28 protein-coding genes and 1 pseudogene are annotated in these 26,527 nt (G+C 65.2%); 17 read left to right on the top strand and 12 right to left on the bottom strand.

The window, feature by feature from the left end; genetic code table 11:
• Positions 1 to 229 precede the first annotated feature (229 nt).
• Genes EYW42_RS15975 through EYW42_RS15965 form a run of 3 tightly spaced genes read right to left on the bottom strand, consistent with a single transcriptional unit; the run spans position 230 to position 3,835 of the window.
• Positions 230 to 1,477: an antibiotic ABC transporter permease gene (locus EYW42_RS15975; protein ID WP_135536350.1), complete on the bottom strand. Its 1,248-nt coding sequence runs from the start codon at positions 1,475 to 1,477 to the stop codon at positions 230 to 232.
• Positions 1,470 to 2,720 (bottom strand): ATP-binding protein, encoded by a 1,251-nt coding sequence (locus EYW42_RS15970; protein ID WP_135536348.1) that lies wholly within the window; start codon positions 2,718 to 2,720, stop codon positions 1,470 to 1,472. Before EYW42_RS15970 ends, EYW42_RS15975 begins: the two co-directional genes overlap by 8 nt.
• Before the next feature lie 2 nt (positions 2,721 to 2,722).
• Entirely contained in the window at positions 2,723 to 3,835 is a 1,113-nt protein-coding gene (locus tag EYW42_RS15965; RefSeq protein ID WP_135536346.1) for a GNAT family N-acetyltransferase, read from the bottom strand.
• Between the two features lie 748 nt (positions 3,836 to 4,583).
• Between EYW42_RS15965 and EYW42_RS15960 the strand changes: the two genes are divergently transcribed.
• The 7 genes from EYW42_RS15960 (at position 4,584) to truA (ending at position 9,285) form a co-directional block, all read left to right on the top strand.
• Positions 4,584 to 4,787: a hypothetical protein gene (locus tag EYW42_RS15960; RefSeq protein WP_135536344.1), complete on the top strand. Its 204-nt coding sequence runs from the start codon at positions 4,584 to 4,586 to the stop codon at positions 4,785 to 4,787.
• A 39-nt stretch (positions 4,788 to 4,826) separates the two neighbouring features.
• Positions 4,827 to 5,084: a hypothetical protein gene (locus tag EYW42_RS15955; protein WP_135536341.1), complete on the top strand. Its 258-nt coding sequence runs from the start codon at positions 4,827 to 4,829 to the stop codon at positions 5,082 to 5,084.
• Between the two features lie 87 nt (positions 5,085 to 5,171).
• Positions 5,172 to 5,522 (top strand): DNA-binding protein, encoded by a 351-nt coding sequence (locus EYW42_RS15950; RefSeq protein ID WP_135536339.1) that lies wholly within the window; start codon positions 5,172 to 5,174, stop codon positions 5,520 to 5,522.
• A gap of 1 nt (position 5,523) precedes the next feature.
• A complete protein-coding gene (locus EYW42_RS15945) occupies positions 5,524 to 6,117 on the top strand; it encodes a DUF7411 family protein (protein ID WP_135536337.1) in 594 nt (197 codons plus the stop codon).
• A 241-nt stretch (positions 6,118 to 6,358) separates the two neighbouring features.
• A complete protein-coding gene (gene hisS, locus EYW42_RS15940; RefSeq protein WP_135536335.1) occupies positions 6,359 to 7,663 on the top strand; it encodes a histidine--tRNA ligase in 1,305 nt (434 codons plus the stop codon).
• 378 nt (positions 7,664 to 8,041) lie between these two features.
• A complete protein-coding gene (locus EYW42_RS15935) occupies positions 8,042 to 8,491 on the top strand; it encodes an SHOCT domain-containing protein (protein WP_135536333.1) in 450 nt (149 codons plus the stop codon).
• The gene (truA, locus tag EYW42_RS15930; protein WP_135536331.1) at positions 8,491 to 9,285 is read left to right on the top strand and encodes a tRNA pseudouridine(38-40) synthase TruA; all 795 of its coding nucleotides are present in this window, start codon (positions 8,491 to 8,493) and stop codon (positions 9,283 to 9,285) included. The genes EYW42_RS15935 and truA overlap by 1 nt, the downstream gene beginning before the upstream one ends.
• Here truA and EYW42_RS20580 read toward each other — a convergent pair.
• Positions 9,282 to 10,659: pseudogene (locus EYW42_RS20580) on the bottom strand (M28 family peptidase). The gene truA and the pseudogene EYW42_RS20580 overlap by 4 nt on opposite strands.
• Positions 10,660 to 10,706: 47 nt before the next feature.
• Here EYW42_RS20580 and pepF point away from each other — a divergent pair.
• The 4 genes from pepF (at position 10,707) to EYW42_RS15905 (ending at position 15,118) form a co-directional block, all read left to right on the top strand.
• The gene (pepF, locus tag EYW42_RS15920) at positions 10,707 to 12,518 is read left to right on the top strand and encodes an oligoendopeptidase F (protein WP_135536329.1); all 1,812 of its coding nucleotides are present in this window, start codon (positions 10,707 to 10,709) and stop codon (positions 12,516 to 12,518) included.
• Positions 12,519 to 12,595: 77 nt separating this feature from the next.
• Positions 12,596 to 13,834: a proteasome-activating nucleotidase Pan2 gene (pan2, locus tag EYW42_RS15915; RefSeq protein WP_135536327.1), complete on the top strand. Its 1,239-nt coding sequence runs from the start codon at positions 12,596 to 12,598 to the stop codon at positions 13,832 to 13,834.
• A 346-nt stretch (positions 13,835 to 14,180) separates the two neighbouring features.
• Positions 14,181 to 14,657: a pyruvoyl-dependent arginine decarboxylase gene (locus EYW42_RS15910; RefSeq protein WP_135536325.1), complete on the top strand. Its 477-nt coding sequence runs from the start codon at positions 14,181 to 14,183 to the stop codon at positions 14,655 to 14,657.
• A 65-nt stretch (positions 14,658 to 14,722) separates the two neighbouring features.
• A complete protein-coding gene (locus EYW42_RS15905; RefSeq protein ID WP_135536323.1) occupies positions 14,723 to 15,118 on the top strand; it encodes a DUF5811 family protein in 396 nt (131 codons plus the stop codon).
• 180 nt (positions 15,119 to 15,298) lie between these two features.
• On the opposite strand, the gene infB is transcribed toward EYW42_RS15905, so the two are convergent.
• Entirely contained in the window at positions 15,299 to 17,101 is a 1,803-nt protein-coding gene (infB, locus tag EYW42_RS15900; protein ID WP_135536321.1) for a translation initiation factor IF-2, read from the bottom strand.
• 304 nt (positions 17,102 to 17,405) lie between these two features.
• Here infB and EYW42_RS15895 point away from each other — a divergent pair, with 304 nt between their 5' ends.
• Complete coding sequence (locus EYW42_RS15895) at positions 17,406 to 17,651, top strand: PRC-barrel domain-containing protein (RefSeq protein ID WP_135536319.1); 246 nt, start codon at positions 17,406 to 17,408, stop codon at positions 17,649 to 17,651.
• The gene (locus EYW42_RS15890) at positions 17,652 to 18,116 is read left to right on the top strand and encodes an NOB1 family endonuclease (RefSeq protein ID WP_135536317.1); all 465 of its coding nucleotides are present in this window, start codon (positions 17,652 to 17,654) and stop codon (positions 18,114 to 18,116) included.
• A 3-nt stretch (positions 18,117 to 18,119) separates the two neighbouring features.
• Here the strand turns inward: EYW42_RS15890 and EYW42_RS15885 are convergent, their stop codons facing one another.
• The 3 genes from EYW42_RS15885 to EYW42_RS15875 are packed head-to-tail and all read right to left on the bottom strand — an operon-like array spanning position 18,120 to position 20,833.
• Complete coding sequence (locus EYW42_RS15885) at positions 18,120 to 18,272, bottom strand: CopG family transcriptional regulator (RefSeq protein WP_135536315.1); 153 nt, start codon at positions 18,270 to 18,272, stop codon at positions 18,120 to 18,122.
• Between the two features lie 46 nt (positions 18,273 to 18,318).
• A complete protein-coding gene (locus EYW42_RS15880; protein WP_135536313.1) occupies positions 18,319 to 19,503 on the bottom strand; it encodes a CPBP family intramembrane glutamic endopeptidase in 1,185 nt (394 codons plus the stop codon).
• Positions 19,504 to 19,540: 37 nt separating this feature from the next.
• Positions 19,541 to 20,833 carry a glucose-6-phosphate isomerase gene (locus tag EYW42_RS15875; RefSeq protein ID WP_135536311.1) on the bottom strand — a complete coding sequence of 431 codons (1,293 nt, stop codon included), beginning with the start codon at positions 20,831 to 20,833 and terminating at the stop codon, positions 19,541 to 19,543.
• Between the two features lie 72 nt (positions 20,834 to 20,905).
• Here EYW42_RS15875 and EYW42_RS15870 point away from each other — a divergent pair, with 72 nt between their 5' ends.
• Together EYW42_RS15870 and EYW42_RS15865 are read left to right on the top strand one after the other, a co-directional pair.
• Positions 20,906 to 21,439 carry a hypothetical protein gene (locus EYW42_RS15870; RefSeq protein WP_135536308.1) on the top strand — a complete coding sequence of 178 codons (534 nt, stop codon included), beginning with the start codon at positions 20,906 to 20,908 and terminating at the stop codon, positions 21,437 to 21,439.
• 126 nt (positions 21,440 to 21,565) lie between these two features.
• Positions 21,566 to 22,039, top strand: coding sequence for a DUF5812 family protein (locus EYW42_RS15865; RefSeq protein WP_135536306.1), 474 nt, complete (start codon positions 21,566 to 21,568; stop codon positions 22,037 to 22,039).
• Here EYW42_RS15865 and EYW42_RS15860 read toward each other — a convergent pair.
• On the bottom strand, positions 22,036 to 22,353 hold the full coding sequence (locus EYW42_RS15860; RefSeq protein ID WP_135536304.1) for a hypothetical protein: 318 nt from the start codon (positions 22,351 to 22,353) through the stop codon (positions 22,036 to 22,038). The genes EYW42_RS15865 and EYW42_RS15860 overlap by 4 nt on opposite strands.
• 189 nt (positions 22,354 to 22,542) lie before the next feature.
• Here EYW42_RS15860 and secF point away from each other — a divergent pair, with 189 nt between their 5' ends.
• Positions 22,543 to 23,403, top strand: coding sequence for a protein translocase subunit SecF (secF, locus tag EYW42_RS15855; RefSeq protein WP_135536302.1), 861 nt, complete (start codon positions 22,543 to 22,545; stop codon positions 23,401 to 23,403).
• Positions 23,400 to 24,974 (top strand): preprotein translocase subunit SecD, encoded by a 1,575-nt coding sequence (locus tag EYW42_RS15850; RefSeq protein ID WP_135536299.1) that lies wholly within the window; start codon positions 23,400 to 23,402, stop codon positions 24,972 to 24,974. Before secF ends, EYW42_RS15850 begins: the two co-directional genes overlap by 4 nt.
• Here EYW42_RS15850 and rnhB read toward each other — a convergent pair.
• From rnhB to EYW42_RS19550, 3 genes are all read right to left on the bottom strand, one after another.
• A complete protein-coding gene (gene rnhB, locus EYW42_RS15845; protein ID WP_135536297.1) occupies positions 24,971 to 25,618 on the bottom strand; it encodes a ribonuclease HII in 648 nt (215 codons plus the stop codon). The genes EYW42_RS15850 and rnhB overlap by 4 nt on opposite strands.
• 51 nt (positions 25,619 to 25,669) lie before the next feature.
• Positions 25,670 to 26,206, bottom strand: a complete 537-nt coding sequence (locus EYW42_RS15840) for a YciE/YciF ferroxidase family protein (protein ID WP_135536295.1) — start codon at positions 26,204 to 26,206, stop codon at positions 25,670 to 25,672.
• A gap of 79 nt (positions 26,207 to 26,285) precedes the next feature.
• Entirely contained in the window at positions 26,286 to 26,438 is a 153-nt protein-coding gene (locus EYW42_RS19550) for a hypothetical protein (protein WP_161972971.1), read from the bottom strand.
• Positions 26,439 to 26,527: the final 89 nt, after the last annotated feature.

Raw genomic sequence — 26,527 nt, 5'->3', positions numbered from 1 at the left:
AAACCGAGAACTCATATCCCGCGTTGGCCCATCATTTTCCGTCGAATTACCTCGTGAGTACCGCGTATCATGTGCTCGCGATACTGAGTCCTCGGGTTATGTACTCGAACGGATGTGAAGGACCCGTCTCAGCGCAAATGAAGTAAACGACCGTCTGGGTTAGTTCGAATTCATGTTGGCCGACCGTTCCAGCACCACAACACGGAACTGACACGCCGAAGAGACAAACTCACCGAACACCCTCTGGAACGCCAGCCACACCACCCACACCACTAGTCACTCGCAGGTGCTCCGCCAGCGCGTAGCACATCCACGCCTGGCACCAGCGCATCAGCGTCGTCCGCTTCGTGTAGAAACGCCCTTTCCGGTGGTAGAACCGGCCGTCGCCGGCGTACAGTTCGTCGAGCGTCCAGTCGAGGATCCGCCGGGCGAAGTCAGCCTCGCCAGCGTAGGTGAAGACGAGAATCCCCTGCGAGCAGGCGTGAACGTCGCGGGGGTACGCCGACGACTCGTCCCAGTCCGGCGCGCCGGAGGCGTCGAACAGCGTCCGGTAGAACGCGAGGGCGTCGTCGATAGTGTCGTCGTACCGCGAACCGACGAGGTCAGCGTACCGGAGAAAGCACTCGATGACGAATCCGTTGTGGAAGTTGTCCATCGAGAGGTGGGAGGCGTCGGGCGGGTCGCGGTAGTGCCACCCGCCGCGGTCGGTCTGGAGGTAGGCGACGTGGTCGAGGATGGCGGTTGCCCGTTCTCGGAGTTCGTCGTCGCCAAATCGCTCGTACAGGTCGAGCAGGAGGCGGACGGCGATAGCGCCGGCGTTGACGGTGTAGTACTCGTCGGAGTCCTGCACGTGGTAGTCGACCACCGCACCGGTGTCGGTGTCGCGGTACCGCAGGTCGTCGACGACGAAGTCGGCGGCGGAGCGCGCGATGTCGGCGTACGAGGGGTCGCGCTCGGCGGCCCCGAGCAGGGCGCGCACGGCGGGCGCAGTCGAGACGACCGAGGGGTCGTTCGGCCGTCCGAGCGCGTCGAGCGTCTGGATGCAGTGCTTGTGACCGCCGCAGAACCCGCTGTAGCCCGTGGACCGGTTTTCGACGAGCCACTGGACGAGCGACTCCGCCTCGGCCCCGTAGTCCACCCCACCTGATACCCGGAGGACGCCGGCGTCGGCCAGGCGTTCGGCGACGAGATTCGCCGTGGCGAACAGGCCGGCACCCATGAAGTTACGCCGCTGCTCGACGAGAAACAGCGGCCGAACGTTGACCGGTGAGCGCTTGACCGTCTCCTGGACTACGACGTTGAGCCACTTGTTCTCGACCGGGAGCGCCCGCAGGAAGCGACTGCTCAGTCCGTCGCAGTAGTCCCACCCGGTGTACTCTTGCTCTCGGGAGTAGGCGAGCGCGTCGCGGAGCGTCCGAACGGCGAGTTCGTCGGACTGGACGCGACCGGTGCGGTCGGTGACCACGGCGTTAGTCATGCTCGGACCTCGGGTCGGCGCCGGTGAGACGGTTCGACGGCCCCTCGTCCGGCGAGGCGGTAGCGTCCTCGTCTGACGTACTCCCGTCCCCGGTCGGTGCGGATCCCACTTCCCCGGTATCGGCCTTGTCGGTCGGGAGCGTGAACCAGGACCGGAAGTCGTGTAGGTGCACGTCCCACTGCGCGGGCGGCCACAGCATCGTCACGGCGGACCTGAACAGCGATTCGTCAGCGTGCGTGAGCGCGAAGTGGAGTTCCCGTAGCGGGAACACCATCTCGCCGGTCTGGTCCGGACTCGTCGGCCTGTCCCAGGAAATGTCGAGCGTTTCGGCGACCATCGACGAGACGAACCGGTAGCCGGACTGGCTGGCGAGCGCGTAGGACGCCCACAGCTTCGGGTTCACTTCCATCAGAACGTACGAACCGTCGTCCGCGCGCTTGAACTCCACCAGTGCGAACCCGGACCAGTCGAGCGCCCGGAGAAGCCTCAGCGAGGCCGCTTCGAGCCTCGGGTCGCGGAAGATACCGACGCGCGTCCCGCTCCCGCCCTGGCGAGGGACGGACCGTCGTTCCTCGTGTTCGAACAGCATCTGCAACGACCCGTCGACGAAGAGGACGCCGCAGCCGTAGGTTCGCGGGTCGTCGATACACTCCTGAACCAGAACGTCGTCGTCGGCCCGGGCCGCCAGCTCTTCGTACGTCGACCAGAATGACGACGCGTCGTCGACGACGGCGGTGACGTTCTCCCCGCACTCGTGGCGCGCCTTGAGAAACACCGGATACGGGAGGTCTCGAACTGCGTCGGGGGTTCGTTCGTCTGCGTTCACGACGACGTCGGTGTAGTCGGTCGGGGTGTCGATGCCAAGTTCCGACGCTAGTTCCAGCATTCGCTGCTTGTCGACCGCCGCCAACAGCGCCCGCGATGGCGGGAGACAGCGCGCCACGCCGTCCGGCAGGCGGTCGCGGACCTCGTCGAGCGCCGTCACCGAACGGTAGCCGACCGGGATCACGATGTCGGGACGGTACTCCCGGACGAGGTCAAGCAGTGCCTCGCCATAGCCCTCGCCCGTCGTCGGAACCGTCGCGCCGACATCGCAGTATTTCGAGCACAGCAGCCTGCTCTCCGTCGAGGTCCCGACGCCGATGACGACCGCGTCGAGGTCGGACGAGACCTCCGTCGCGACCTGGATCGCGTTGTCGTAGTCGCCGTCGAGAACCATCACCCGCGGCGCGGTGTCCTGCATAGTCAGAAGCGGTCCTGTTCCGCGAACGTGATCTGCCAGTTGTTCTCGTCTGCGAGGACGGACCGCGGGAGCGGCGGGGTCTCGCCGTCCGGGGAAAGCGGCCGCGCCGCCAGATCCGTCTGCGTGCAAACTCGCGATGCGAGAGGGACGCCGTCCGGAACGAACCCCGATGCCAGCAGGAGATCACGGGGTAGCGTCGACTCGGCAACCGAGAGGACCGCGGCATCACCGTCGTCGTCGATCCAGTTCCGGAGCAGCGCCCGGAACGCGTCCCGGCGGTCGACGGCCAGCGGAAGGGCGTCCAGCAGTTTGACCTTGTCGCCGTTCCGGGTCCGGGTGACGAGAGCGGCGACCGGCCACCCGTCCCGGCGGGCGACGTATGCCGTGTGGTCGAAAGACGGATCCCCGATCCACCACCGATAGAACTCGGCGTCACGCCTGACGTGGATCCCCTCGGGGACAGCGCTCTCGTAGACGGTGGCGAGCGTCGACGGCGGTGCCGACTCGTACGTCTCGACCGCCACCCCCTCCGGCTCCGAACTCGTCGTTTCTCGGACCACGTCACAGAGTTCGAGGTATCCGCGCGCGAACGGTTTCGTGACGCTGGCGAGAATGCTCGTGGGCCGGTCGGATGAGACGAGCGGTGTCGGGTCGTGTACCCGGTAAGCCGTGCCGACGCTGTCGACGGCCGACCACCCCATCCCCTGCTGAGCGGCCAGCGCACCCGGATTCGGAAAGTTGAAGAAAAAAGACGGTTCACCCGGCTCGTACCGCTCGATCGCCTCACGCGTCATTCGCGTGTACAGGCCGTTCCGGCGATGGTCAGAGTGGACCACGGCATCCGCCGGCTGGAGCGCGAGCGTCTCGCCGTCGCGCCAACGGACCGGGAACGGAACGTACGCCTGCGACCCGACGACATCTCCGTCACGCACAGCGACCGTCACGGGCACGTGTGACAGGTACGGGTCGTCGACGTACTTCCAGTCGAACCACTCGCGAGTCGGCCGCCACCCCCACTCAGTCTCGTACAGGGAACGGATCCCGTCCCGGTCGCACTCGCGGTACCACCGGACGACGTAGTCGTCCGCGTCACGACGCTGAGCCGTCTGGTTCATTCGCTATCCGGCATACCCCGCCCAGGGGTTTTGTAATGCAGACGTTAGATCCGCTTCCGGCGGGTCAGCCGGAACTGAGGTGGCCTTGACTATCCGTCCGCGACCTCTATCGCGTTCAGAAAGCCCGTGAGCCGACGTAAGGGGGTCCATTCTACCCGGAAGTGATCGGAACTGGTGTCTGCCACTGCCGTCCGTGGCGACGAGGCAGAGAGCGGATGGCATCATCTCTGAGAGGCGTGTGGAGTCGGGAAACGTCGGCGGCGGCACGTGGGGACGAACCTCGGTTTCCCCGGCGCGCGCAACGGTGAGGTCGGTAAGCGGTATCTATAGTCGCGCTTGCGAGCAGTTCCACCCTCGACCACTAGATACGTACGATCAGATGTGAACACTGTTGCAAGGGCGACTATGGTTGGTTTGCAAGGGAGACTGTGGTTGGTCTTCGTCTCCGACCGGATATCGCGCCACGGTACAGATAGTCTGTGCGCCCAGTCGACATCTGTGAAATACCAGCCGAGAGCCCATGGAGTGCGCTGGCCGCAACCGAACGGTACGCGGCGGTTCGGGCAACGTTATTTGGTCGTGGATATCTAATAACCGGACGGACGCACGTGTCACACGCTCCACGGTGCGTCCACCCCTTTGTGAGACGATACGCGCTCGACGAAACCGGGAGATTCACCTCTCCGGGCGACGAGGAAACAGGTATGTGCGAACCTGTGACCGAGAGCCGACAAGGAGGTGCCTAACAGTGGTCTCCGATAAGACTGCGTTCGCGGTCGTTCTCGCGACCGGCGTCATCATTCCGGGCCTCGCGAAATACTTCCTCTCAGCGGCAGGCTACCCGGCGCTCGGCACTATCATCTGGGTAACCGGGTTCGGAACGATGGTCTTCGTCGTCTGGTACTTGTGGGTCCGACCGCTCGACATCACCGGTCCCGTTGGCTCAGAATAACAAGTTTAAAGACCGAATCGGAGGCAGTATCACCTAGGAATGAACGGGATACTGCTGCAGGCGCTCGATAACTTCCTGCTCGATTACAACATCGGGCACGCCGTATTTCTCCTGTTCGTGCTGTCGGTCCTCGGGACACTCCCGCTGAAATCACAGAAGGTGCTGTCGCTGAACGTACTCGCCTTCGGCCTCATCTTCATGTTGATCCCGAGCAGCGAGGCACCGATACAGTTCACGTACCTCGGTATCGTCTTGCTCATCATCGGACCGGTTCTGTACGCGACAGCCCGCCGATAACTCGTCTTCCGTCTCCGACGGCGACGACGCTTCCGACCCCACAAGTCCGTAATGATTTTGCCGCCAGCCACGTAACACGAGGACACAATGAGCGGTAGCCCCGACGACGACGAACTCGACGAGCTTCGACGCAAGAAGATGGAACAGCTCAAAGAACAGCAACAGCAGGGCGGCAACGAGGAGGCCCAGCGACGCCAGCAACAGCAGGCCGACGCACAGAAGCAGGCGGTCCTCCGCCAACACCTGACTGACGGGGCGCGAAAGCGGCTCAACTCCGTGAAGATGAGCAAGCCCGACTTCGGCGAGAAGGTCGAACGTCAGGTCGTCGCGCTCGCCCAGAGCGGCCGGATCCAGGGCAAGATAGACGAGGAGAAGATGAAGGATCTCCTCCGCGAGCTAAAGCCCGACTCCCAGAGCTTCGACATCAAGCGCCGGTGAGATGGAGCTCGCGCTGCTCTACAGCGGCGGTAAGGACTCGACGCTCGCCGCGCTTCTCCTCGACGAGTTCTACGACGTGACCCTCGTCACGGGCCATTTCGGCGTCACCGACGAGTGGAAACACGCCCGAGGAACGGCGGCGACGGTCGGCTACGAGTTCCGGCGGATGGAACTCGACCGCGAGGTCGCGGTCGAAGCCGTCGACCGGATGTACGAGGACGGCTACCCCCGAAACGGCATCCAGCGCGTCCACGACCACGCGCTGGAACAGGTCGCCGGCGACGGGTACGACGCCGTGGCGGACGGGAGTCGGCGCGACGACCGCGTCCCGACCGTCTCCCGAGCGGAGGCCCAGAGCCTGGAGGACCGCTACGGCATCGACTACATCGCACCACTGTCCGGCTTCGGCCGCGGCGCGGTCGACCGCCTCGCCGACGCGACGCTCGAACTCGACATCGGTCCGAGCGAAGTCATCCAGCGCGCCGACTACGAGGGCGAACTCCGCGCCTTGCTCGCCGAGCGACACGGCGAGGCTGCCGTCGCCGAAGTGTTCCCCGACCACGACCAGACGCGAGTGACCGGCATTCGGAAGTGAGGTGGGCGATGTTTTGAGATCGAACCGTCGAATTCCTACGAGACGTCCGCGAGAGTCGACGATATGAATACCACGAAAGTCCCGCCTTTTCCGGTAAGTCAATCTACATCGGGTAGAACGTTCGAGGTGTTTTCGCCGACGAGTGCAGTAGCCGTAGCACAGATCACGTCCAGTGGAATCGTGTTCATGTACCTAGCCGCAGATAACAGGTTTCAAGCGCACGCTGGCACAATTCGGGTGTATGTACGACCGACTCAAGGGGTTCAGGGATTTCTACCCCGGCGAAATGAGTGCGCGGCGGGAGACCATCGATACGCTCGAAGAGACCGCCAGCCGGTACGGGTTTCGCGAGGTTGGAACCCCCGCGCTCGAAGGGACGCAGATGTACGTCGACAAAAGCGGCGAGGAGATAGTCGAAGAGCTGTACGCCTTCGAGGACCGGGGCGGGCGCGAGGTTGCGATGACGCCGGAGCTGACGCCGACGGTGGCTCGGATGGTCGTCCAAAAACAACAGGAGCTGTCAAAGCCGATCAAGTGGGTCTCGACGCGGCCGTTCTGGCGCTACGAAGAGCCCCAGCAGGGGCGTTTTCGGGAGTTCTACCAGACGAACGTCGACATCTTCGGCTCCAGCGATCCCGCCGCCGACGCCGAGATCCTCGCGTGGGCAGCCGACGCGCTCACGGGACTGGGCCTCACCGGCGAGCACTTCGAGTTCCGAGTCTCCCACCGAGACATCCTCGGCGGCCTGCTGGAGTCGTTCGATGCGAATGTCGACACCGAGGCGGCCATCCGCGCCGTCGACAAGAGCGACAAGATAGAGAAAGCGGAGTACCACGGGCTGCTGACCGACGCCGGACTCAGCTACGACCAGGCGGAGCAGTTCGACGACCTCCTCGCGGTCGACGCAGACAACCTCGACGAACTGATCACGTTCGCCGACACCGACCGCGTCGAGGCGGCCGTGACGAACCTGCAGGACGTACTCGCCGCCGCGGAGGACTTCGGCGTCCGCGAGTACTGCACGCTCTCGCTGGAGACGGCGCGCGGCCTCGACTACTACACGGGCGTCGTCTTCGAGTGCTTCGACTCCACCGGTGAGGTCTCTCGCTCTATCTTCGGCGGCGGCCGCTACGACGACCTCATCGAGAGCTTCGGCGGCCAGCCCACCCCCGCGGTCGGCGTCGCCCCCGGTCACGCGACGCTATCGCTGCTCTGCCAGCGGGCCGGCGTCTGGCCCGAGGAGGAACTCTCGACGGACTACTACGTGCTACAGGTCGGCGACACGCGACCCGTCGCCGCCCGCGTCGCCCGCGACCTGCGCGAGCACGGCCACGTCGTCGAGAGCGATGTCGCCGGGCGAAGTTTCGGCGCGCAACTGGACTACGCCGACTCGATCAACGCCGAGACGGTCGTCATCGTCGGCGAACAGGACCTCGAAAACGACGAACTGACGATCAAAGACATGGAGAGCGGCGACCAGACGCAGGTGCCGGTCGACGAGTTCCCCGGCGACGACGACGCGCCGACGTACGAAGACCTCGGGTAGTGCTTCCCGTTACAGGACTGTTCGTCCCGCGACTCTGGGTTTTAGCGGTTGCTCAGTTCTCTCCGATGGACGGAAGACAATGAAAGCCAAGTACGGGCGACGGCTGACCGGGAATTCGGGGACCGTAGTGACGACCAGCCCTCGCCGGAGATCGAATGGGGTACCGATCAGGAACGGTCGCTGGCGGTATCGTACTGGATGACGGCTGTTACGAACTGGTGGTTAAATCGTGGGGCGCGCCGGGGTCCGGTTCAGTAACAGCGCGGTGTACGTTCACAGAACCTGATCTGGAGGCCCCAGAGCCCGTCGGCGCGACGGAATTCAGCGACGATTCTGCACTCGGCAGGTTATTTGTCGTATGCGGCAGTATCGCCGGATATGAACGCTCGAAACGCGATAGATCTGGTCCTCGACCCAGACATAATCGTCTTTCTCGTCCTCGGAGTGGGGATCACGGCCGCCTTCTTCGACCTCTGGTTCGCCGGTCTGGTCTTCGCGCTCGGATTCGGGGTGTTACTACCTCTGTCGGATGTCCTTTCGAAAAAACTCGGGACGGACGAGGAGAGCGACACTCATGACAAACGGTGGGACCAGCACGATATCGGGGAGGAAAGCGACGAAGTCGACGAATCGGCCGCCCTCGAAACCCTCCGCGAGCGCTACGCCCACGGAGAGATAGACGAGATCGAGTACGAGCGCCGTCTGGAGGACCTGCTGGCGACCGAGAGCGTCGACGACGCGCGAGAGTACGTCGCGGAGCGGCGCAGTGGCGGGGAGCGTGACCGAACCGTCGACCGCGACAGGAGTCCGGAGCGCGAGCGGCGCTGATGGACGCCTACCGGATCGCCTACGACGGCCGGCCGTACTACGGGTTTCAGCGCCAGCCAGACGTTCCCACGGTCGAGGACGCGCTCTTCGACGCCCTGCGTGACCTCGATGTCCTGTCGGGCGACACGCCGCCGGGCTACGCCGCCGCCGGGCGGACTGACGCGGGCGTCTCCGCCGTCGCGCAGACGGTCGCGTTCGACGCGCCGGACTGGCTCTCACCCGCGGCGTTCAACGGGGAACTTCCCGCGAGCGTCCGGGCGTGGGCGCGGGCCGACGCGCTGACGGGGTTCCACGCGACCCACCACGCGACCGCCCGGGAGTACGTCTATCACTGCTTCGCTCCGGACGCGGACGCGGAGCGAGCACGGGCCGCGCTCGACCGACTCCGCGGCGAGCACGACTTCCACAACCTGACGCCGGACGACGACGGGACGGTCAGGGACCTGTCGGCGTCGCTGGCAGGCGACGGCGACTACCTCGTGCTCACGTTCCGCGCGGGCGGGTTCGCCCGGCAGCTGGTCCGACGGCTCGTCTCGCTGGTCCGCGCCGTCGCCATGGGGGAGGCAGCGATGGAGAAGATAGACCGCGTTCTCGCGTCCGACCCGCTTCCCGGGCACGAGGGCGTTCCACCCGCACCGGCGTACCCGCTGGTGCTCGTCGACGCTGAGTATCCGGATCTGGAGTTCGCGGTCGATCCGGACGCTGCGGCGAGCGCGCGGGTCGTGTTCGGCGAGAAGCGGGCAGAGTGGCGGACGCGGGCGCGAGTGGCCGGAGAGATAGCGGACCGGATCTAGCCCCACTCGTCGGGCCAGACGCCGGCCGCCCGCATCCCGGACTCGTACGCCTGTTCGCGGAACGCCCCGCGGAGCGTCGCCGCGTCGACGCGGGGGAGGGCAGCATCCAGGTCGGCGAGTTCGCGCACGAGCAGAGCGGCGAGCATCGCGTGCGTGCGGAGGTTCCGGCGGTCGACCTTGTCGCGGGTGTCAGCGCGGGTGTGGGTCCACCCGCGACCGCACTCGCCGACCGTGTCCGCGGACGCGCGGTCGCTGTGCAACTGGAGCGCCGGCACGCCGTCGCGCAGGAACGGCCAGTGGTCGCTGAAGGGGTGCGGGTCCGGGTTCTCCCGGACGGGGTGGCCGGATTCGTCGCCGACGCGCTTGACGACCTCGCTCATCGCGTCGGAGGCGTGCGTGAACGCCCGCAGGTCCCGGAATCGGCCAGCGCCGTCGACGTTGACGACGGCGCGCACGCTATCGAGATCGAGCGCGTCGGCGAGCGCCTCGCTCCCCATCAGGCCGAGTTCCTCGCAGCCGACGCCGGCGACGCACACGCGGCAGTCGAGGTCCAGTTCCGCGAGGATCCGCGCCGCGCCGACCAGCACCGCGACGCCGCAGCCGTTGTCGAGCGCCCCCTCGCCGACGTCGTGGGCGTCGTAGTGGGCGAGGACGACGACCTCCTCGTCGGCGTCAGCGGGACCGAGGACGCCGCTGATGTTCCGGCTCTCGCCCGAGTCAATCGCCGCGTCGACGTCGAGACGGACGGTCGCGCCGCGGTCAGCGTACTCTGTCAGCCACGCGCCGGCCTCCTTCGAGACGCCGACGCCGGGAACCTCGCCCGCGGCGTCGAACCGGAGCGCGCCGGTCGGCGGCAGTTGCCCCCCCGACGTGGTTCGCGAAGACGAACGCCGCCGCACCGGCGTCGACCGCGTGGCCGTACTTCTCCATCCGGTGGAGGAAGCGCCGGTCCGGCGGCGTGTCCGTACTCGCGACGACGACGCTCCCGTCGACCGCAGCCGCGTCGATCTCCTCGGGCGTGCCGTACCCCGCGTCGACCAGGTCGGCCGTCACCTCACCGGCGGGCGAGTACGGGAGCGCGACCGTCTCGAAGGAGCGTTCGACCGGGTCGGTCACCGAGAGCGATGCCGTACCGCGGGTCCAGCGCGTCACCGGGAACGACCGCCGGGTCACGTCGCGGACGCCGGCGTCGTCGAGCGCCTCCGCGACGATGTCGGCGGCGCGGCGCTCGCCCTCGTGTCCCCCGAGGCGGGTCGGGAGTTCGGCGAGGCGGGAAAGCACCGTCCACAGGGCGTCGTCGCGCCAGGCGCGACCCAGCGCGCGGTCGAGTTCCGTCTGCGTCACGGGTCGAGATCCGACCGCCGACCGGTTAATGATAATGAAAGATAAGCCTTACCTCCCGGGTGCCCTAATTGAAGGTCATGAGTTCGGTACCAGAACGCTCGGAGATAGACGCCGAGTACAAGTGGGACTTAGAGAGCATCTACGCGGACGACGACGAGTGGGAAACCGCCTACGAGAACGTCGCCGAACGCGTGGACGAACTGTCGGCCTACGAGGGCCGAGTCACGGAGGACGGCGACACCCTCCTCGACGTGCTCGAACTTCGGGACTCGATCATGCGGGACGTCTCGATGGTGGCGGCATACGCCCGGATGCGCCGCGACGAGGACACGCGCGACCAGGAGTACCAGGCGCTGACCGCCCGCGCGCAGTCGCTTCACTCCGACGCCGCCAGCGCGGCGAGTTTCATCTCCCCGGAGATCCAGAAACTCTCCCAGGACGACATCGACGAGATGGTCTCGTCCACCGACGGCCTCGAGAAGTACGACCACTACCTCGACGACGTGTTGCGGATGAAAGAACACACTCGCTCGGCCGAGGTGGAAGAACTCCTCGCCGAACTGGGCGAGGTGACCCACGGCACGGGTGAGGTGTACAACATGCTGGCGAACGCCGACATGGAGTTCCCGACCGTCGAGGACCCTGACGGAGACGCCGTCGAGATCACGCTCAGCAACTTCACGAAACTGCAGAAGCGTCCGAACCGCGAGTTTCGGCAGGAAGTGTACGAACTGTTCTACGACGACTGGGCCGACGTGCGCAACGCCGTCGGATCCGCGTACAAAAACAGCGTGAAAGCGGACGTGAAAGAGGCCCAGGCACGCAACTACGACACCGCACGCCAGGCCGCGCTCGACGGTCCGAACGTCCCCGTCGAGGTGTACGATAACCTCGTCGAGACGGTGCGGGACAACCTCGACAAACTCCACCGCCACGCCGAACTCAAGCAGGAGGCGCTGGGCGTCGACGAACTCCAGATGTGGGACGTGTACATGCCCATGACGGAGACCGAGAGCCCGGATGTCGAGTACGAGGAAGCTAAAGAACACATCGTCGAAGCGGTCGGGGCACTCGGTGAAGAGTATCAGTCTCGCGTTGCGGACGGGCTCGAGTCGCGCTGGGTCGACGTGTACGAGAACCAGGGCAAGCAGTCGGGGGCCTACTCCAGCGGCACGTACGACACACAGCCGTTCATCCTGATGAACTATCAGGACGACATCTCGTCGATGTACACCTTGGCCCACGAACTCGGCCATTCGCTGCACTCCCAGTACACCAGCGAGACGCAACCGTACGTGTACAGCGACTACGAGATATTCGTGGCCGAGGTGGCGAGCACCGTCAACGAGGCGCTGCTGACGCACCACCTCCTCGACACGGTCGAGGACCCACAGTTCCGCCGGCACGTCCTCAACGAGTATCTGGAACGGTTCCGGTCGACGCTGTACCGCCAGACCATGTTCGCGGCGTTCGAACACCGCGCGCATGAACTCGAGGAGCAAGACGAGGCGCTCACGCCGGATCGCCTGGACGAGATCTTCGGCGACCTGAAGGCGGAGTTCTACGAACCCGCCGTCGTCGACGACCGTATCGCGCGCGAGTGGATGCGGATTCCCCACTTCTACCGCGCGTACTACGTCTACCAATACTCCACGGGCATTAGCGCCGCTGTCGCGCTCGCTCAGGGGGTCCTCGACGAAGGAGAGACGAGTTCGGGCGAACCGAACGAGGCGTCTCGTCGCTACATCGAGTTCCTCCAGCGCGGATCGCGCGAGTATCCGCTCGACCTGCTCCGACACGCCGGCGTCGACATGCGCTCGCCAGACCCGATTCAGCGGGCCTTAGACGCCTACGACGAGCATCTGGACGAAATGGCGTCGCTGATCTGACCCCGGACGGCGCACACTCACTATCGACCGCGACCCAAAGGCACATTTAGGGAGCATTTCTTAACCGTTCATAACAGATGTCTCGTAGCCCTTCGCTCCCGGACAGACCACGACTCGAACTCGACCCGGAGATGGACGACGAGGAGCGCCTCGAAGCGCTCCGCGAACACTTCGCGGATATCGTCGGCGTCCACGACGAACTCACCGAACAGCTAGACGCCGCCGACGCGCGCCGCAAGGACCTCAAGGGAGACGTCGACAGGCTCGAACGCGAAAACGAGAAGCTGAAAACCTCCTCGCTGTACGTCGCCACGGTCGAGGAGGTCGCCGACGACGAGATAGTCGTCAAGCAACACGGCAACAACCAGGAGGTACTGACCGAAGTTTCGTCGCGGATGCAAGAGAAGCTAGAGGCCGGCGACCGCGTCGCGGTCAACGACTCCTTCAGCGTCCAGACGCTGCTCGACAACGAAACCGACGCCCGCGCTCAGGCGATGGAGATAGACGACAGCCCCGAGGTCCGCTACGAGGACATCGGCGGCATCGACGAGCAGGTCCGCGAGGTCCGCGAGGCAGTCGAGGAGCCACTCGTCCGCCCCGAACAGTTCGAGGAAGCGGGCATCGACCCGCCAAGCGGCGTCCTCCTGCACGGCCCGCCAGGCACCGGTAAAACGATGCTGGCGAAAGCGGTCGCGAACGAGACGGACGCCACGTTCATCAAGATGGCCGGTTCCGAACTCGTCAGGAAGTTCATCGGCGAGGGGTCGCGGCTCGTCCGGGATCTGTTCGAACTCGCCTCCGAGCGCCAGCCCTCTATCATCTTCATCGACGAGATAGACGCGATCGCGGCAAAGCGGACGGAGTCGAAGACCTCCGGCGACGCCGAGGTCCAGCGGACGATGATGCAACTGCTCTCGGAGATGGACGGCTTCGAGGACCGTGGGAACATCCGCATCATCGCGGCGACGAACCGCTTCGACATGCTCGACCGCGCCATCCTCCGGCCCGGTCGCTTCGACCGTCTCATCGAAGTGCCGGAGCCGGGCCACGAGGGGCGTGTCCAGATCCTCGAGATCCACACTCGTGGGATGAACATCGCCGACAGCGTCGACTTCGACGACCTGGCGAACCGCACCGAGGGGTACAGCGGGGCCGAGATCGAATCGCTGACGACCGAGGCCGGGATGTTCGCCATCCGCGGCGAACGCACCGAAGTCCGCATGGAGGACTTCGAGGAGGCGCTCGACAAGATGGAGGACGAGGACGGTGCCGGCGATACGGTGACGAGCGGCGGCTACCCGGATTACGCCTACTGAACCGACCTTTTGCGCTGTCGTTCGGAAATCGCGAAGTGATTTCCGTGATGACGAGATGGAAGCCGTCTCGAACCATGCGACTTGAGTGGTTCGCCACGGGTGGACACGCTCGCGAGGCTCGGCAACAGCTCGACCGAAATCACTCCTCCTTCACTTCGCTTCGCTCCGGTCAGTCGTCGGACCGCTCGGTCCCTGCGGTCGCTTACGGATCTACTACTTGCAGATTGCCTGCCCTCCCCCGTCATCGCGCGCCTCGCCGTCGTTCACGGCGAGGCACGCTCTCGGCCGTGGGATTCGCCTCTCGCCGAACCGCAACGCCTTACGTAATCGGGCGTTATCTCCGTATATGAACACGATTCGCGTCGTCTGGGGAACGGCGACGGGACCCACGGAGATGGCGTCGTACGACGCCGCGCTGGCCGAGGCGAACGTCCACAACTACAACCTCGTCCCCGTTTCGTCGGTGATTCCGGCGGACACGGAGGTAGAGGCAGTCGGAGACGCGCCGGACCTCGGCCCGGCCGGCGAGCGCCTGACGGTCGTCGAAGCGAAGGCGACGGTGGCCGGACCCGGGCGTGCGAGCGCCGGCCTGGCCTGGTCACCGTCCAAGGAGGGTCCAGGACTGTTTTACGAGGCCGGCGGCGAGACGGGCACAGAGGACATCCGCGGACGCGTGTTGGAGGGTCTTTCGACGGGGCAGGAACTCAGAGACTGGACGTTCGAGTCGACCCATCACGAGGTCGTCACGGCTCCCGCCGAACCCGGCATGTACACCTCAGCGGTCGTACTGGCGGTGTTCGGCGATTCGGAGTCGCTGTTCTGACGGCAGAGTACCCCGGCCGATCCCTTTTTACGAGGGAGGACCGTATCACAGATACCGAGATTCTCATGAACGGAAATACGCCGTACGCTGGGAACCCAGGTATGACCCAGGCTGGCAAGCGTGCCACGGCTGATCTCCCCGAGCTGACACAGGATCAGCGACGCGCACTACGTCAGGACGTCTCCCGTATCGCGGCGCGAACGCGGGAATATCTCCCCAGCGAGTACATCGTCGACTCCGAAATCTCTCACGGCTCCGGCGGCCCGCAGGCGACCGTCGCCGTCCGTCCGCCGGTCGGCCACCCCGTCTCCGCCGGATTCACCCCCGACCAGGACGACCTCGACGGCGAGGACCTCATCGCCGCGGAGGACCGCAACGAAGTCGCCCGGGGTCTCGCCGCAAGCGCCGCTCTGCAGGTCAAACAGGCCATGCAGGAGGGCGTGACGCCGACCGCGCGGTAGATTAGTCTCTTTTGCGAGGAGAGAACGCTTCGTTAGCGATCGCGTCGTTAGCGTGTACTGATGGCCGGGAGCGCAGTGACCGAGGCGGGACGCAGTGATCTTGGTCGAGCTGTTGCCGAGCCTCGGGAAACCGGCGCTCCGCGCCGTGTTTCCCGTCGCGTAGCGCAAAAGGTCGTCGCGTTACTTGCCCCAGAACGGGTCCCGCTTGCGCTGCTTGTCCAGGTACTGCTGGAGCGCCTCGAACTCGTCGGCCGGAATGTCGTCGGAGAGTTCCTGCTCCAGTATCTTGGCGTGTTTCTCGGGGAGTTCCACCCAGAGCTCGTCGCCCTCGTGGATCTGGCGGCCGACAGTGGGGCCGTCGATGGCCACGCTGACGCGGTCGCCGCGGCGGGCCTCGTCGACGTCCTCGCCCTGCTCCTGAATGCCTTTGATCTGGCCGATCCTGTCGGGCTCGTTCCCCTCGAACAGGACGACGCGGGAGTTGTTCTTCACGGTGCCCGAGACGACCTCGACGCCGACGACCGCGGGGTCGTTCTGGCGGAAGGTGTGGTCCGGGAGGATCTGGAACCGCGCGGGACGAGTGATGTTTTCGAGGACGGTCTCCTGTTGAGCCTTCTCGATCTCTTCGACGTACTCCTCGTACTCCTCGATGAGTTGATAGATGACGTCGCTTGTGAAGAGGTGAACGTCGTCGCGTTCCGCCTGGTCTTCGGCGTCGTCGAGCACGTCGACGTTGAAGCCGAGGAGGGTGCGGTGTTTGTCCTCGTCGGCGGTGTCCGCGACGCTGATGTCCCGCGGTGCGACGTCGCCGACCTCGGCGCGCATGATCGGGACGTCTGCCTCTTCGAGGGCGTTTGCCATCGCTTCGAGGCTACCGAGCGTGTCGGCTTTGATGACGACGCCCTCCTCGCCGGTGCTGACGGCGATGTCGGAGAGTTCCTCCTGGACCTCGCCGATGACCTCGTCCACGTCGCGGTCGCGGACCACGCGGACCGGCGCGCCGGCCATCGCCTCGTCCAGGTCGGGCGCGGCGATCTTCACGCCTGACGCGGCAGAGATGGAATCGACCGTGTCGAAGCGACTCTCGGTGCGGATCTCGGCGAGCGGGCGAGGTTTCAGCAGCGCGCGGACCTCCGTGACGATAGGTTCGTTCTCGCCACCGATGACGACAGTGTCGTTCTCGCTGACCGTGCCGTCGTAGAGGACGACGTCTATCGTGGTGCCGAACCCCTTCTCCTCTTTGACTTCGAGGACGGTGCCGACGCCGGGGCCTTCCACGTCGATCTCCATTGCCTCCTTCATGTAGCGCTGGGAGAGGCCCATCATGACGGTGAGGAGGTCGGGAACGCCCTCGCCGGTCATAGCGCTGACCGGGACGACGCCGACGTTGTTCTGGAAGTTCTGGACCCGCCAGTACATGTCCGCGGAGAAGCCCTCGTCGGAGAGGTTACCGATGATCTCGTAGAGGCTCTCGTCCAGGTCCGAGCGGACGCGGTCGCTTTGCTGGTCGTAGGTCTGCTGGATCGGGGTGTCCTCGTTGGGGTTCCAGCCGGGGACCGTGTCGATCTTGTTCGCGGCGACGATAAAGGGGGTCTCCGAGCGCTTGAGGATGTCCAGCGCTTCGAGCGTCTGCGGTTGGAAGCCGTCGTTGACGTCGACGACGAGGATGGCGATGTCGGCCAGCGCGCCGCCGCGGGAGCGCAGCGTCGTAAAGGAGTGGTGCCCCGGCGTGTCGATAAAGAGCAGTCCGGGCAGGTCGAAGTCGTCGGGATCGACGAGTTCGCCGGCGATCTCCGAGATGACGTCGAGCGGAACGGCCGTCGCGCCGATGTGCTGTGTGATCGCCCCGGACTCGCCCTCGATGACGGCGGAGCCGCGGATCTTGTCGAGCAGGCTGGTCTTGCCGTGGTCGACGTGGCCCAGGACGGCGACGATAGGAGTACGAAGGGATTCTGACGGATCGCGTGTATCGGTATCAGACATAGCTAGCCACCGGAGAAGGTTCTTGTGTAGGACTACTCTGCGCACCATTTAAGCGTATCGTCATCGGTCCCCCGGGACGCGGGAGCGGCCGCTCACGACGGTGGCGTCGGCGACCACGGCGAACGGTACCACCAGAGCGAGCCAATCGACGGTACTCAGCCCCGCCATGTTCGTACGTGACAATAAGATCGTGAATAAACGTGCAGGTCGATCGGCGTACGAGACACGAATCTAACAGGTCTGCAGGGTCCGGAGCGTCAGACGGCCCGTGGCGTTTATAGTTCATTAGTTGAAAAGGGATGGTATGTCCGGCATACTCGCCGAAAACCTCTCCGGGAAAGCTGTCATGGGGTCTGACGGCACTGAACTCGGAATGCTCTACAACATCACGATGGACCTTCGTACGGGCGAACTCGACAATATCGTCATCGACCCGACGGAGGACACGCCGACCCGTAGCATCGATCTCGAAACCGACAGTGGCGGCCGATACCGCGTTCCGGTGTCGCGCGTCCAGGCAGTGAAAGACTACATCGTCGTCCAGCGGTAAATGTACGTTCTCGATTCGTCTGCGTTCATCAACGAGTATCACACCGACGAACAGATGGCAACCATCCCGATGGTCCGGGAGGAACTCGAAGACGAGAGCGCCTACCGGTTCGACGCGATGGAGGGGTCGGGGATGCACATTCACATTCCGGGCGACCAGACGACGGAGAAAGTCCGCCGGGCCGCACGGGAACTCGGCGACCTGGCCGAACTCTCCGACACGGACGTTCGCCTCATCGCGGCCGCGTTCGAACTCGACGGGACGCTCGTAACCGACGACTACGCGATGCAAAACGTCGCCGAACGGTTGAACGTCCAGGTGGACGTCATCGCACAGGACGGTATCACAGAACAGCGTTCCTGGCAGTTCCAGTGTCAGGGTTGCGGGCGCGAGTTCGACGACAACAAGGACCGCTGTCCTATCTGCGGCAGTTCACTTTCGCGGAAGAACCCATCGAACGCGTAGCGGTCATCCGTCCGGCCGCTGGTTCTCGGTCCGTTCTAACCCCTGTTCGATCAGCTGCCGCAGAACCTCCTCCTCCGTGAGACCGTACTCGCGGGCGAGCGACTGGACGCGCTCGCCGATGTCGTCCTCGCAGACGATGGAGTACTGTCTGACCATAGACCTGTTTGACCGACGATTAGAATAAAACCCTGTCAGACGGCCGTCAGACGATCAGCCCCGGCGCGTACCCGGATATCTCGACGTAGAGCAACGCGAACTGAACGGCGTTCAGGGTTCCGTGGATGAACGCCGGAACGAGAACGTTGTCGGAGAGCGCGTAGAACGCGCCGAGCACCAGCGAGAGCGTGAAGATGGTCGCGAGACTGCCGATGACGCCCGGCGTGAAACCGCCGTAGGCGGGAATGTGGACGGACGCGAACACCAGGCTTGCGACGACGATAGCGGTCGGGCGGGAGAACGCGTCGTACATCGACTTCTGGACGATGTTTCGGAACAGCAACTCCTCGCCCGGTCCGATGATCAGAAACGACACCGGGATGAGCAAAAGGAGGATGTCGGCGTTCCCCTGCCGGGCCTGTTCGACCGTGGAGTGGCTGGAGGAGGGGACGCCTATCAGTTGCAGGGCGTAGCTCAGGCCGATGAGGCCGCCGAAGATAACGACGACCCCGAGGACGGCAAGGCCGACATCTCGGGCGGAGGGGACTCGGAGGTCGAGGAAATCGATCTCGCGGTCGGAGAGACGGATGTAGGCGAGCGCGGTCACGCCGGTTCCGATACCCAGTCCGAGCGCGCCGACGAGTTGCTGTCGCATCGCCGTCATCTCCGACCAGACAGTGAGCCAGAGGACGAGATAGACCAGAAGCGAGGCGACGTTGAGCGCCAGGTAGCCGAGAAATCCGACGCCCGAACTGACGACCGTCGTTCGGGTCATGCTGGTGAGGCGGTCGTCGGAGATGGCGAGCCAGTCGGCGACTGCCGCGAGGACGCCGCCGATGCCGCCGACGATGACGCCGAACGAACTGATATCCAGTATCGAAAGGCCGAACGCGAGGTCAGCGGTCGGCGTCCCGCTGACGAGCGCGTACCCGCCGACTCCGACTGCCGCGAGACTTGCGACCGCGGCGATGGGGGCTGCGAATCGCCGGTCCAGCACGTCGTACCGCCGGGCGAAAAAGGCACCAGCCGCGATAGCTGCGACGGCGACACCGAGCGACGTGACCGTCACTGCGCCACCGAGTGAACCGATCGACACGTCGTCGGCAACGCCGTCGATCAGCAAGAGCGATGCCGCGAATAGCGCGATTCCCGTGAGCGAGGCCCCGATGTCCGACGCGAGCGACTCCTCGGACCCGCTCGCGTAGTCGCTCGGGGCTGCCGTATCGTCCATGTCCAGGTATTCGTGTCCCGAAAGTAAAGCCCTCCCCTTACTCGATGACGAGCCGCTCCTTCTCGGCCACCGCCTCGGCCTCCTCGAAGCGTCCGCCCCCCAGCAGTCCGCGGGCCGCGCGCTTGCCCCACTCGACGGCCGGCTGGACGAACGTGTCGACGTTGTACAGTTCCCCGGCCAGCACGCAGGCGGCCTCCATGCCGTACAGCAGTTCGCCCAGGCCGCGTTCGTCGACGCGGTCGAGTTCGACTCGAACCGACGGGCGGCCGGCGGCGGCGAGGCTGGCCTCGGTCGCCTCGAACTCGGCGTCTAGCAGTTCACCGAGCGAGGACCCCCCGAGATACGACAGGCCCTCAAGGTCTGTCTCGGGGATCGCGCGGTCCTCGCGCTCGCGGGCCCGTACCATCGTGACCATCTTGTCCCGCGGCCCGGCGCGGTACAGTTGCAACTGCGAGTGCTGGTCCGTCGCACCGAGGGCGCGGGCCGGGGTCTGCCCAAGCCCGTCTTTCCCGAGGCTCTCGGCCCACAACTGGGCGAACCACTCGGCGTAGGTCTCCAGCGATTCCGCGTACGGCATCACGGCGTTGACCGACGCACCGCGCTGGTCCAGCGCATACGCGCCGGCACCGTAGGCGTACGCAGGCGACTCGAACAGCGACCCCGAGAGTCGGTTGGCTTCATCGCGAGCGCCGTCGAGGATGGCTTCGATGTCGTGACCCCGGATGGCGGCCGATGCCAGCCCGACCGTCGAGAGCGCCGAGAATCGGCCGGGGACGCCCGCAGGAACGTCGAGCGCCGGCAGGTCGTGTTTCTCGGCGAGGCGTCGGAGCGGCCCCTCCTCGCCGGTGGTGACGAATGTTCGCTCCGTCCAGTCGACGCCGGCACGTTCCATCGCGTCGCGGACGACCAGGAAGTTCGACAGCGTCTCCGCCGTCGTGCCGGAGCGCGAGACGGCGTTGACGACGGTAGCGGACAGGTCAAGCGAGCCAAGGAGCGAAGCGACGCGCTCGGGGTCGACGTTGTCGAGGACGTACGAGTCGACGCCGGATTCCAGCGCGTCGGCGATCGTCGCCGCGCCGAGGGCGCTGCCGCCGATGCCGACGGTGAGTATGGCCGCGGGGTCGTCGAACCGGTCGACGGCCGCTCTGATCGCGTCCGGGTCCGCCGTCTCGGGCAAGTTAAGCGCGGCGTAGCCGTGGTCGGCGTCGGCGCGGCCCGCTTCGATCCGCTCGTGTGCCGCCGCGACATCATCGTCCAGTCGTTCCAGCGCCTCCCGGGAGACGCCTGGCGAAGCTACCGACGAGAGCGCGTTGCCGAGGTCGACGTACATACCCGTGATCCCGCCGCCACGGTATAAGTCAGTACCGCGTCGTTTATTCCGATGTCGCCCCAACCGCCGGCAATGCCAGACGCTGACGAGGAGCGGACGTACGGCGGCCTGCCGGGAGCGTTCCCCTACGCCTTCCGGTCGAGCGATTCCCGGGTGTTCCGGAGCTACGCCGTCGTCAGCGCGCTGGTGACGGTCGGCGTCACGCTGCTGCTCGGCCTGGCGCTCGTCGTCCTGATCGGTAACACCGTCGGCGGAGCCGGCGGGTCGCTCACGCTCTCGCGCTCGTTCTACGTCCTCGTCGGCCTGCTCGTCGTCGTTCCGATGGTCGCGCCGGTGCTGCTCGTCGCCCGACGACACCGCCGCACGCGGAGCGAGACGCGGTACGACCGCCGCCTCGCGGCCGCCGGGTACCTCTTTCTCGCGTCGCTGTACGCGGGCCTCGTGATCACCGTCCCGCCGTCCCAACAGACGCCGGCCTCCGGCCCGCTCGCGCCCGTCGTCGACGCCATGTACGCGCTTCCGGGGATGGCCGGCATCGTTCCGCCCCTCGTCGCGGCGCTTCTCATCGGCCTCGTCCACTGGCGGTCGGACGATAGCGGTCACTGAAACGGTTGACACGCTGATCGCATCGCTGTCGTGCGAGCAGGTGTGCAGTGACTGTCAGTGACTGCTATAGGGCGTTTCCGTACCGCGACCGACACGAGCAAAAACCCCGCGAGCGTACCACCGGCCATGTCGGAGAAAACCGGAACGTTCCTCGTCACGCACGCGGACGAGGAGTCGGCCGTGTTACGCAACGTCGAAGACAGCCAGGTTCACACGCTGTCGTCGAACCCGGGCATCGAGGAAGAGGAGGTCCTCTCGGCGACCATCGCGCCGGACCCGCCGCTGGAGGTGACGTGGAAGGTGATCGACGTCGGAGAGCGTCGGACGGTCGAACTGGTCGACAGCGACCTCTCGCCGACCACGCAGGCGATGGAGATCGCAAAGAGACAGGACGTGGGAGAACTGGCCCGCGAGGAGCGGGCCGGCACCGGCGAGATACACGTCCTCACGGTCCCGGAAGGCACCGCCGACGAGGCCGCCGCGGACGTGCTCGACGACGAGGCGACGCTCGCCCGGGCCGCCCGCCTGGACGCCGTTCGCGTCGAAGTCCGGTCGGACGACGACGCCGGCGTGGTGAACGTCCGCTACCTGCCCGACTAGGCGTTCGGCCCGCCCGCGCTCTGGATGCGCCAGTTCCCCTGAATGCCGCAGGCCTCGCGGACGGTGAACTCGACGGCCGTCCCGTCGCCGATCCGTTCGGGGCCGTCTATCTCCTCGACCCGAAGCGGCACGTCCAGTTCGCTCCCGCAGCAGCCGGTGCCGACGAACTCCTCCCAGACGTCGCCGACTGCGACCTCGTCGCGAGTCTTCCGCAGGAACGCGCGAAACGACGGTTTCTCGACCTGAAACCGACCCCAGTCGCTCAGGTCTTCGGGGTACGAAACGACGACCTTGCTCGCGGTGTCCCGGCTCATACTGTCGGATACGTTCTCGACCCGTTTAGACGCTCGGCCGGTGCGTAACCGACCAACCGACTGAGCGTTTCGGCCGTGGTCGTATCGACAGAACGCCGCGATCACCCGGTCGTGTTAACCGCTCACAGACCGCAGGAGGGCGTTTTCGAGATAAGAAAGCTTATTCGGGACGGATACGGATTCGCGGCCATGGTAGAGATCGAAGTACCGGAGATCGATTACACCCGGTACACGAATCGCCAGTTGGCGGCCATCCCTCTCGCCGTTCTCGCGGTCGCGCTGGCGATCCTTCTCGGGTGGTATCTGTTCACTGGGGCGCCCGTCGACCCCGGCACTGCGTTCACTGGCGGGGCGGAACTCACGATTCAGACGGATCAGTCCGAAGACGCAATCCGTACGGCGTTCGACCAGGAACCGTCGAACGTGCGGTCGATCCGCGGCGAAGAGGACACGTATATCGTCGAGTTCCCGCCGTCCGACATCGGAGCTCTGGAATCCCAAGCTGACGACGCGGGCTTCGAGGTCCTCTCTAGTTCCTCGACGTCGCCCAGCTTCGGCTCTCAAGCTCAGACCGAGGCGCTGTACGGGGTCGTCATCGCCTTCGTCGGAATGAGCGTTCTCGCGTTTGCCTTCTTCCGAACGTTCGTCCCCAGCATCGCTATCGTCATCTCCGCGTTCAGCGACATCGTGATCCCGCTTGCACTGATGAACGTGTTCGGGATCGATCTCACGCTCGGGACTATCGCCGCACTCCTGATGCTCATCGGTTACAGCGTGGACTCAGACATCCTGTTGAACAACCACATCCTGCGACGGTCCGGCGAGTTCTACGACAGCACCTATCGTGCGATGCGGACCGGTGTGACGATGACGCTCACCTCTATCTCCGCGATGGCGGTGATGGCCATCGTGGCCACGCTGTTCGGGATCGACCTGCTCAGCGACATCGGTCTCATCCTCGTCTTCGGGCTCACCGCGGACCTGATGAACACGTACATGCTCAATCTTAGCCTGCTTCGATGGTACAAGTTCGAGGGGGTCGCTCGATGAGCGCACTCAGCGCTATTCGGTCGAACTGGCGCGTCGTGATGCTCGTCATCCTCCTGTTGCTCAGCGTGTTCGCCCTGTTCGTTCCCGGCGCGACCGTCGGCGACGACAGCGCGAACGTCCAGAGCGACGGCCCGACCAATCTCCAGTACGGCATCGAGCTAGACGGCGGTGCCCGGATCCGCGCGCCGGTGATCGGCATGACCGCTGAAGACGCGGAGTTCGAAAACAAGGCCCAGGTCGAACGGGACGTGGCTACCGAACTCGGAATCGAAACCATCGACGTCAGCGCCAGTCGCACCTCCGACGCGACGACCGTCGAAGTGTTCGACGAGAACGTCAGCGAGAGCGAGTTCGAGAGCGCACTCGCCGCGGCGAACGTCACCCACGGCGAGATCCGCAACGGCGTCACCGCAGATACGAGACAGACGATAGTCGAAGTCCTCGACAGGAAGATAAGCGAGTCCGGCCTCGCCGGCGGGACGGTAACGCAGTCGACGACGGCCGGCGGCGAACGGTACATCGTCGTCACCGCTCCGAACCGCGACCGCGAGGAACTTCGGAGCCTCATTCAGAGCCGCGGCGAAGTGCGGATCGACGCGCTGTACCCCGAGCAGAACAACGGCTCGACGGAGTACCGCCAGGAGCTGGTGCTCCGCGGCGAGGACATCGACCCGGCAAGCACCGTCAAGCAAGACGAGCGCACCGGCGAGTACTTCGTCTCGGTGACGGTCAACAACGACGAGGCGGCCAATAAGATGGCCACCACGCTCGACGAGGCCGGGTTCACGAACCGGCAGGCGTTCAGCAACTGTCAGTACGACGCCCAGCGCGAGAACAACACGGATCCCGGCTACTGTCTGCTGACCGTCGTCGACAACGAAACCGTCTACGGTGCAGGCGTCCGCCGGGACCTCGCGACGAGTTGGCGTCCCGACGGCGACTTCACCCGGGACCCGCAGTTCCGGATGACGGCGAACACGCAGGATGAGGCCCGCAACCTGCATCTGAGCCTCCAAGCCGGTCGCCTTCCCGCGCCGCTCGACTTCGAGCAAGCGCAGACGCAGTTCGTCGAACCGTCGCTCGGTGACCGGTTCAAGACCAACTCGCTGATCACCGGGATCATCGCGGTCATCGCGGTCTCGCTCACGGTGTATCTCCGCTACGGCAACGCCCGTGTCGCGGCACCGATGGTCGTCACCGCACTCTCGGAGGTCGTTATCCTCCTCGGATTCTCGGCGGCGATCCAGTATCCGCTCGACCTCTCGGTGATCGCCGGGTTCATCGCCGTCATCGGTACGGGGGTGGACGACCTGATAATCATCGCCGACGGGGTGATGTCCGAGGGCGATGTCAACTCCAGTCGCATCTTCCAGAACCGCTTCCGGAAGGCGTTCTGGGTCATCGGTGCGGCCGCCGCGACGACCATCGTGGCGATGAGTCCGCTCGCGGTGCTCTCGCTCGGCCAGCTACAGGGCTTCGCTATCATCACCATCCTGGGCGTCCTGGTCGGCGTTCTCGTCACCCGGCCCGCCTACGGTGACATCCTCCGCGCGCTGGTGACGGACCGCTAGAACTCTTCTAGCCCCGCCTGCTCGGCCGCCGCGAGGATATCGTCGCAGGTCGACCACGACTCTCGTGCGAACGGCGGCAGACAGCCCGTTTTCTCCACGTGGGACGCGAGAAACTCCCGCGTCGTCGCGTCGCTCGGATAGCCGCTGCCGACCGCGCCGTACTCCTCGGCGTACGCCGCCATCTGGGCGTCGCGTTCGACCTTCGCGACGACGCTCGCCGCGCCCGCGGCCGCGTGGGCCTCGTCGGCACCGTGTTCCGCAGTCAGGTCGACCGTCGCCGGAAGCCGGTCCGCAACGCGGCGACCGAACCGCGATTCGCTCGTGTCCCCGGCGTCGACGACCCCGCTCATTCCGTCCGCGACGACGCCCGCGAGTGCTTCCGCCTGGGCGACGACGGTGAGCGTGTTCATATCCGTCTCCGGCGCGTCGATCCGTTCGGGCGTGATCTCGGCGACAGCGATGTCGACGCGGTCGTCCTCGCGGAGCGATTCGGCGAGTGACTCGCGCCGTGACGGCGACAGTTTCTTCGAGTCGTCGATCCCGTCCGGTAGAACCGCAGGGTCGTCGACGGCTACAGCCGCCGCAAACATCGATCCGAGGACGGGTCCCTTGCCCGCTTCGTCAGCGCCGAACACGGCAGTCATAGCCCATCGTCCGGCGGGCGAGAGAAAACAGTTTGCGGTGTCGCACCGCGCTCAGCCCGTGAGGTCGGCAAGCACCTGCTTCAGTTTCGAGCCCTCCGCGCGGCTCTTGAGTTTCTGCAGGGCGTCTTTCTCGTCGCTCAGGTTGGCCTCAAGCGCGTCCGTCACGTCGTCGTCGACGTCCATCTCATCGGCGAGTTGGATCATCCCCTCGTACATCGATATCTCCATGCGCTCGGTTTTGATGCCCGCACCGACGAGAGCGACGTTCCGGAGTTCGTCGTCCCGGATCTCCGTCGACAGTTCGTTTTTCTCTTCGACGAGACCGTCGAGGGCTGCCGATTCACTCATCGTCGGTTCCCTGCCGATCGACTCGAAGACGGTTTCGAGCCGCTGGACGTGTTGTTGTGTCTCTTCCTCGTGTTCCTGAAAGTCCTCGAACAGTTGCTCTTCGGTCACTTCGTCGGCCATCACCGCGAGGTTGTCGACGAGTTCGTTCTCGACGTAGTAGGCTTCTTGCAGGTGGTGCTCGAACAGGTCGTGCGGTGTTTCGATAGCCATTGTCCCCCAGTGAGCGATCCGGACGACCACTCATAATCACCCCGGGTAAACCACAGGAGTGCAATACGATCGTTGACGGACCTATATAAAAACGAACGGGTGAGCGAACTCAGTCGTCGGCCGGCGGAACGGCGGGACCGATCTCGTCGAATTCCTCGCTCTCGTCGAGGTCCGCGACCTCGTCGTCGTCCGATTCCTCTTTCTCGGTTTCGTACGCAAACTCGTACTCGGTCAGGCGTTCACTCTCGTAGTGGTGGCACATGGACTATCCCCCATGGTATGCTAGGATGTACCGCGCAAAAAGTTTCGGCCGACTACCCGGACGATGGTTCAGAGGCCGGTTCCGTCCGC

Source organism: Halostella pelagica (assembly GCF_004762015.1).
In the GTDB taxonomy this organism is placed as follows: domain Archaea; phylum Halobacteriota; class Halobacteria; order Halobacteriales; family Natronoarchaeaceae; genus Halostella; species Halostella pelagica.
The sequence above is the reverse complement of the archived record's forward strand: the minus strand, read 5'-3'. Positions and strand labels throughout refer to the sequence as shown.

Excerpts from the sequence above, each read along its gene's own strand:
- EYW42_RS15975 (WP_135536350.1), bottom strand. The coding sequence starts at position 1,477 with ATGACTAACGCCGTGGTCACCGACCGCACCGGTCGCGTCCAGTCCGAC.
- EYW42_RS15970 (WP_135536348.1), bottom strand. The coding sequence starts at position 2,720 with ATGCAGGACACCGCGCCGCGGGTGATGGTTCTCGACGGCGACTACGAC.
- EYW42_RS15965 (WP_135536346.1), bottom strand. The coding sequence starts at position 3,835 with ATGAACCAGACGGCTCAGCGTCGTGACGCGGACGACTACGTCGTCCGG.
- EYW42_RS15955 (WP_135536341.1), top strand. The coding sequence starts at position 4,827 with ATGAACGGGATACTGCTGCAGGCGCTCGATAACTTCCTGCTCGATTAC.
- EYW42_RS15950 (WP_135536339.1), top strand. The coding sequence starts at position 5,172 with ATGAGCGGTAGCCCCGACGACGACGAACTCGACGAGCTTCGACGCAAG.
- EYW42_RS15945 (WP_135536337.1), top strand. The coding sequence starts at position 5,524 with ATGGAGCTCGCGCTGCTCTACAGCGGCGGTAAGGACTCGACGCTCGCC.
- hisS (WP_135536335.1), top strand. The coding sequence starts at position 6,359 with ATGTACGACCGACTCAAGGGGTTCAGGGATTTCTACCCCGGCGAAATG.
- EYW42_RS15935 (WP_135536333.1), top strand. The coding sequence starts at position 8,042 with ATGAACGCTCGAAACGCGATAGATCTGGTCCTCGACCCAGACATAATC.
- truA (WP_135536331.1), top strand. The coding sequence starts at position 8,491 with ATGGACGCCTACCGGATCGCCTACGACGGCCGGCCGTACTACGGGTTT.
- pepF (WP_135536329.1), top strand. The coding sequence starts at position 10,707 with ATGAGTTCGGTACCAGAACGCTCGGAGATAGACGCCGAGTACAAGTGG.
- pan2 (WP_135536327.1), top strand. The coding sequence starts at position 12,596 with ATGTCTCGTAGCCCTTCGCTCCCGGACAGACCACGACTCGAACTCGAC.
- EYW42_RS15910 (WP_135536325.1), top strand. The coding sequence starts at position 14,181 with ATGAACACGATTCGCGTCGTCTGGGGAACGGCGACGGGACCCACGGAG.
- EYW42_RS15905 (WP_135536323.1), top strand. The coding sequence starts at position 14,723 with ATGAACGGAAATACGCCGTACGCTGGGAACCCAGGTATGACCCAGGCT.
- infB (WP_135536321.1), bottom strand. The coding sequence starts at position 17,101 with ATGTCTGATACCGATACACGCGATCCGTCAGAATCCCTTCGTACTCCT.
- EYW42_RS15895 (WP_135536319.1), top strand. The coding sequence starts at position 17,406 with ATGTCCGGCATACTCGCCGAAAACCTCTCCGGGAAAGCTGTCATGGGG.
- EYW42_RS15890 (WP_135536317.1), top strand. The coding sequence starts at position 17,652 with ATGTACGTTCTCGATTCGTCTGCGTTCATCAACGAGTATCACACCGAC.
- EYW42_RS15885 (WP_135536315.1), bottom strand. The coding sequence starts at position 18,272 with ATGGTCAGACAGTACTCCATCGTCTGCGAGGACGACATCGGCGAGCGC.
- EYW42_RS15880 (WP_135536313.1), bottom strand. The coding sequence starts at position 19,503 with ATGGACGATACGGCAGCCCCGAGCGACTACGCGAGCGGGTCCGAGGAG.
- EYW42_RS15875 (WP_135536311.1), bottom strand. The coding sequence starts at position 20,833 with ATGTACGTCGACCTCGGCAACGCGCTCTCGTCGGTAGCTTCGCCAGGC.
- EYW42_RS15870 (WP_135536308.1), top strand. The coding sequence starts at position 20,906 with ATGCCAGACGCTGACGAGGAGCGGACGTACGGCGGCCTGCCGGGAGCG.
- EYW42_RS15865 (WP_135536306.1), top strand. The coding sequence starts at position 21,566 with ATGTCGGAGAAAACCGGAACGTTCCTCGTCACGCACGCGGACGAGGAG.
- EYW42_RS15860 (WP_135536304.1), bottom strand. The coding sequence starts at position 22,353 with ATGAGCCGGGACACCGCGAGCAAGGTCGTCGTTTCGTACCCCGAAGAC.
- secF (WP_135536302.1), top strand. The coding sequence starts at position 22,543 with ATGGTAGAGATCGAAGTACCGGAGATCGATTACACCCGGTACACGAAT.
- EYW42_RS15850 (WP_135536299.1), top strand. The coding sequence starts at position 23,400 with ATGAGCGCACTCAGCGCTATTCGGTCGAACTGGCGCGTCGTGATGCTC.
- rnhB (WP_135536297.1), bottom strand. The coding sequence starts at position 25,618 with ATGACTGCCGTGTTCGGCGCTGACGAAGCGGGCAAGGGACCCGTCCTC.
- EYW42_RS19550 (WP_161972971.1), bottom strand. The coding sequence starts at position 26,438 with ATGTGCCACCACTACGAGAGTGAACGCCTGACCGAGTACGAGTTTGCG.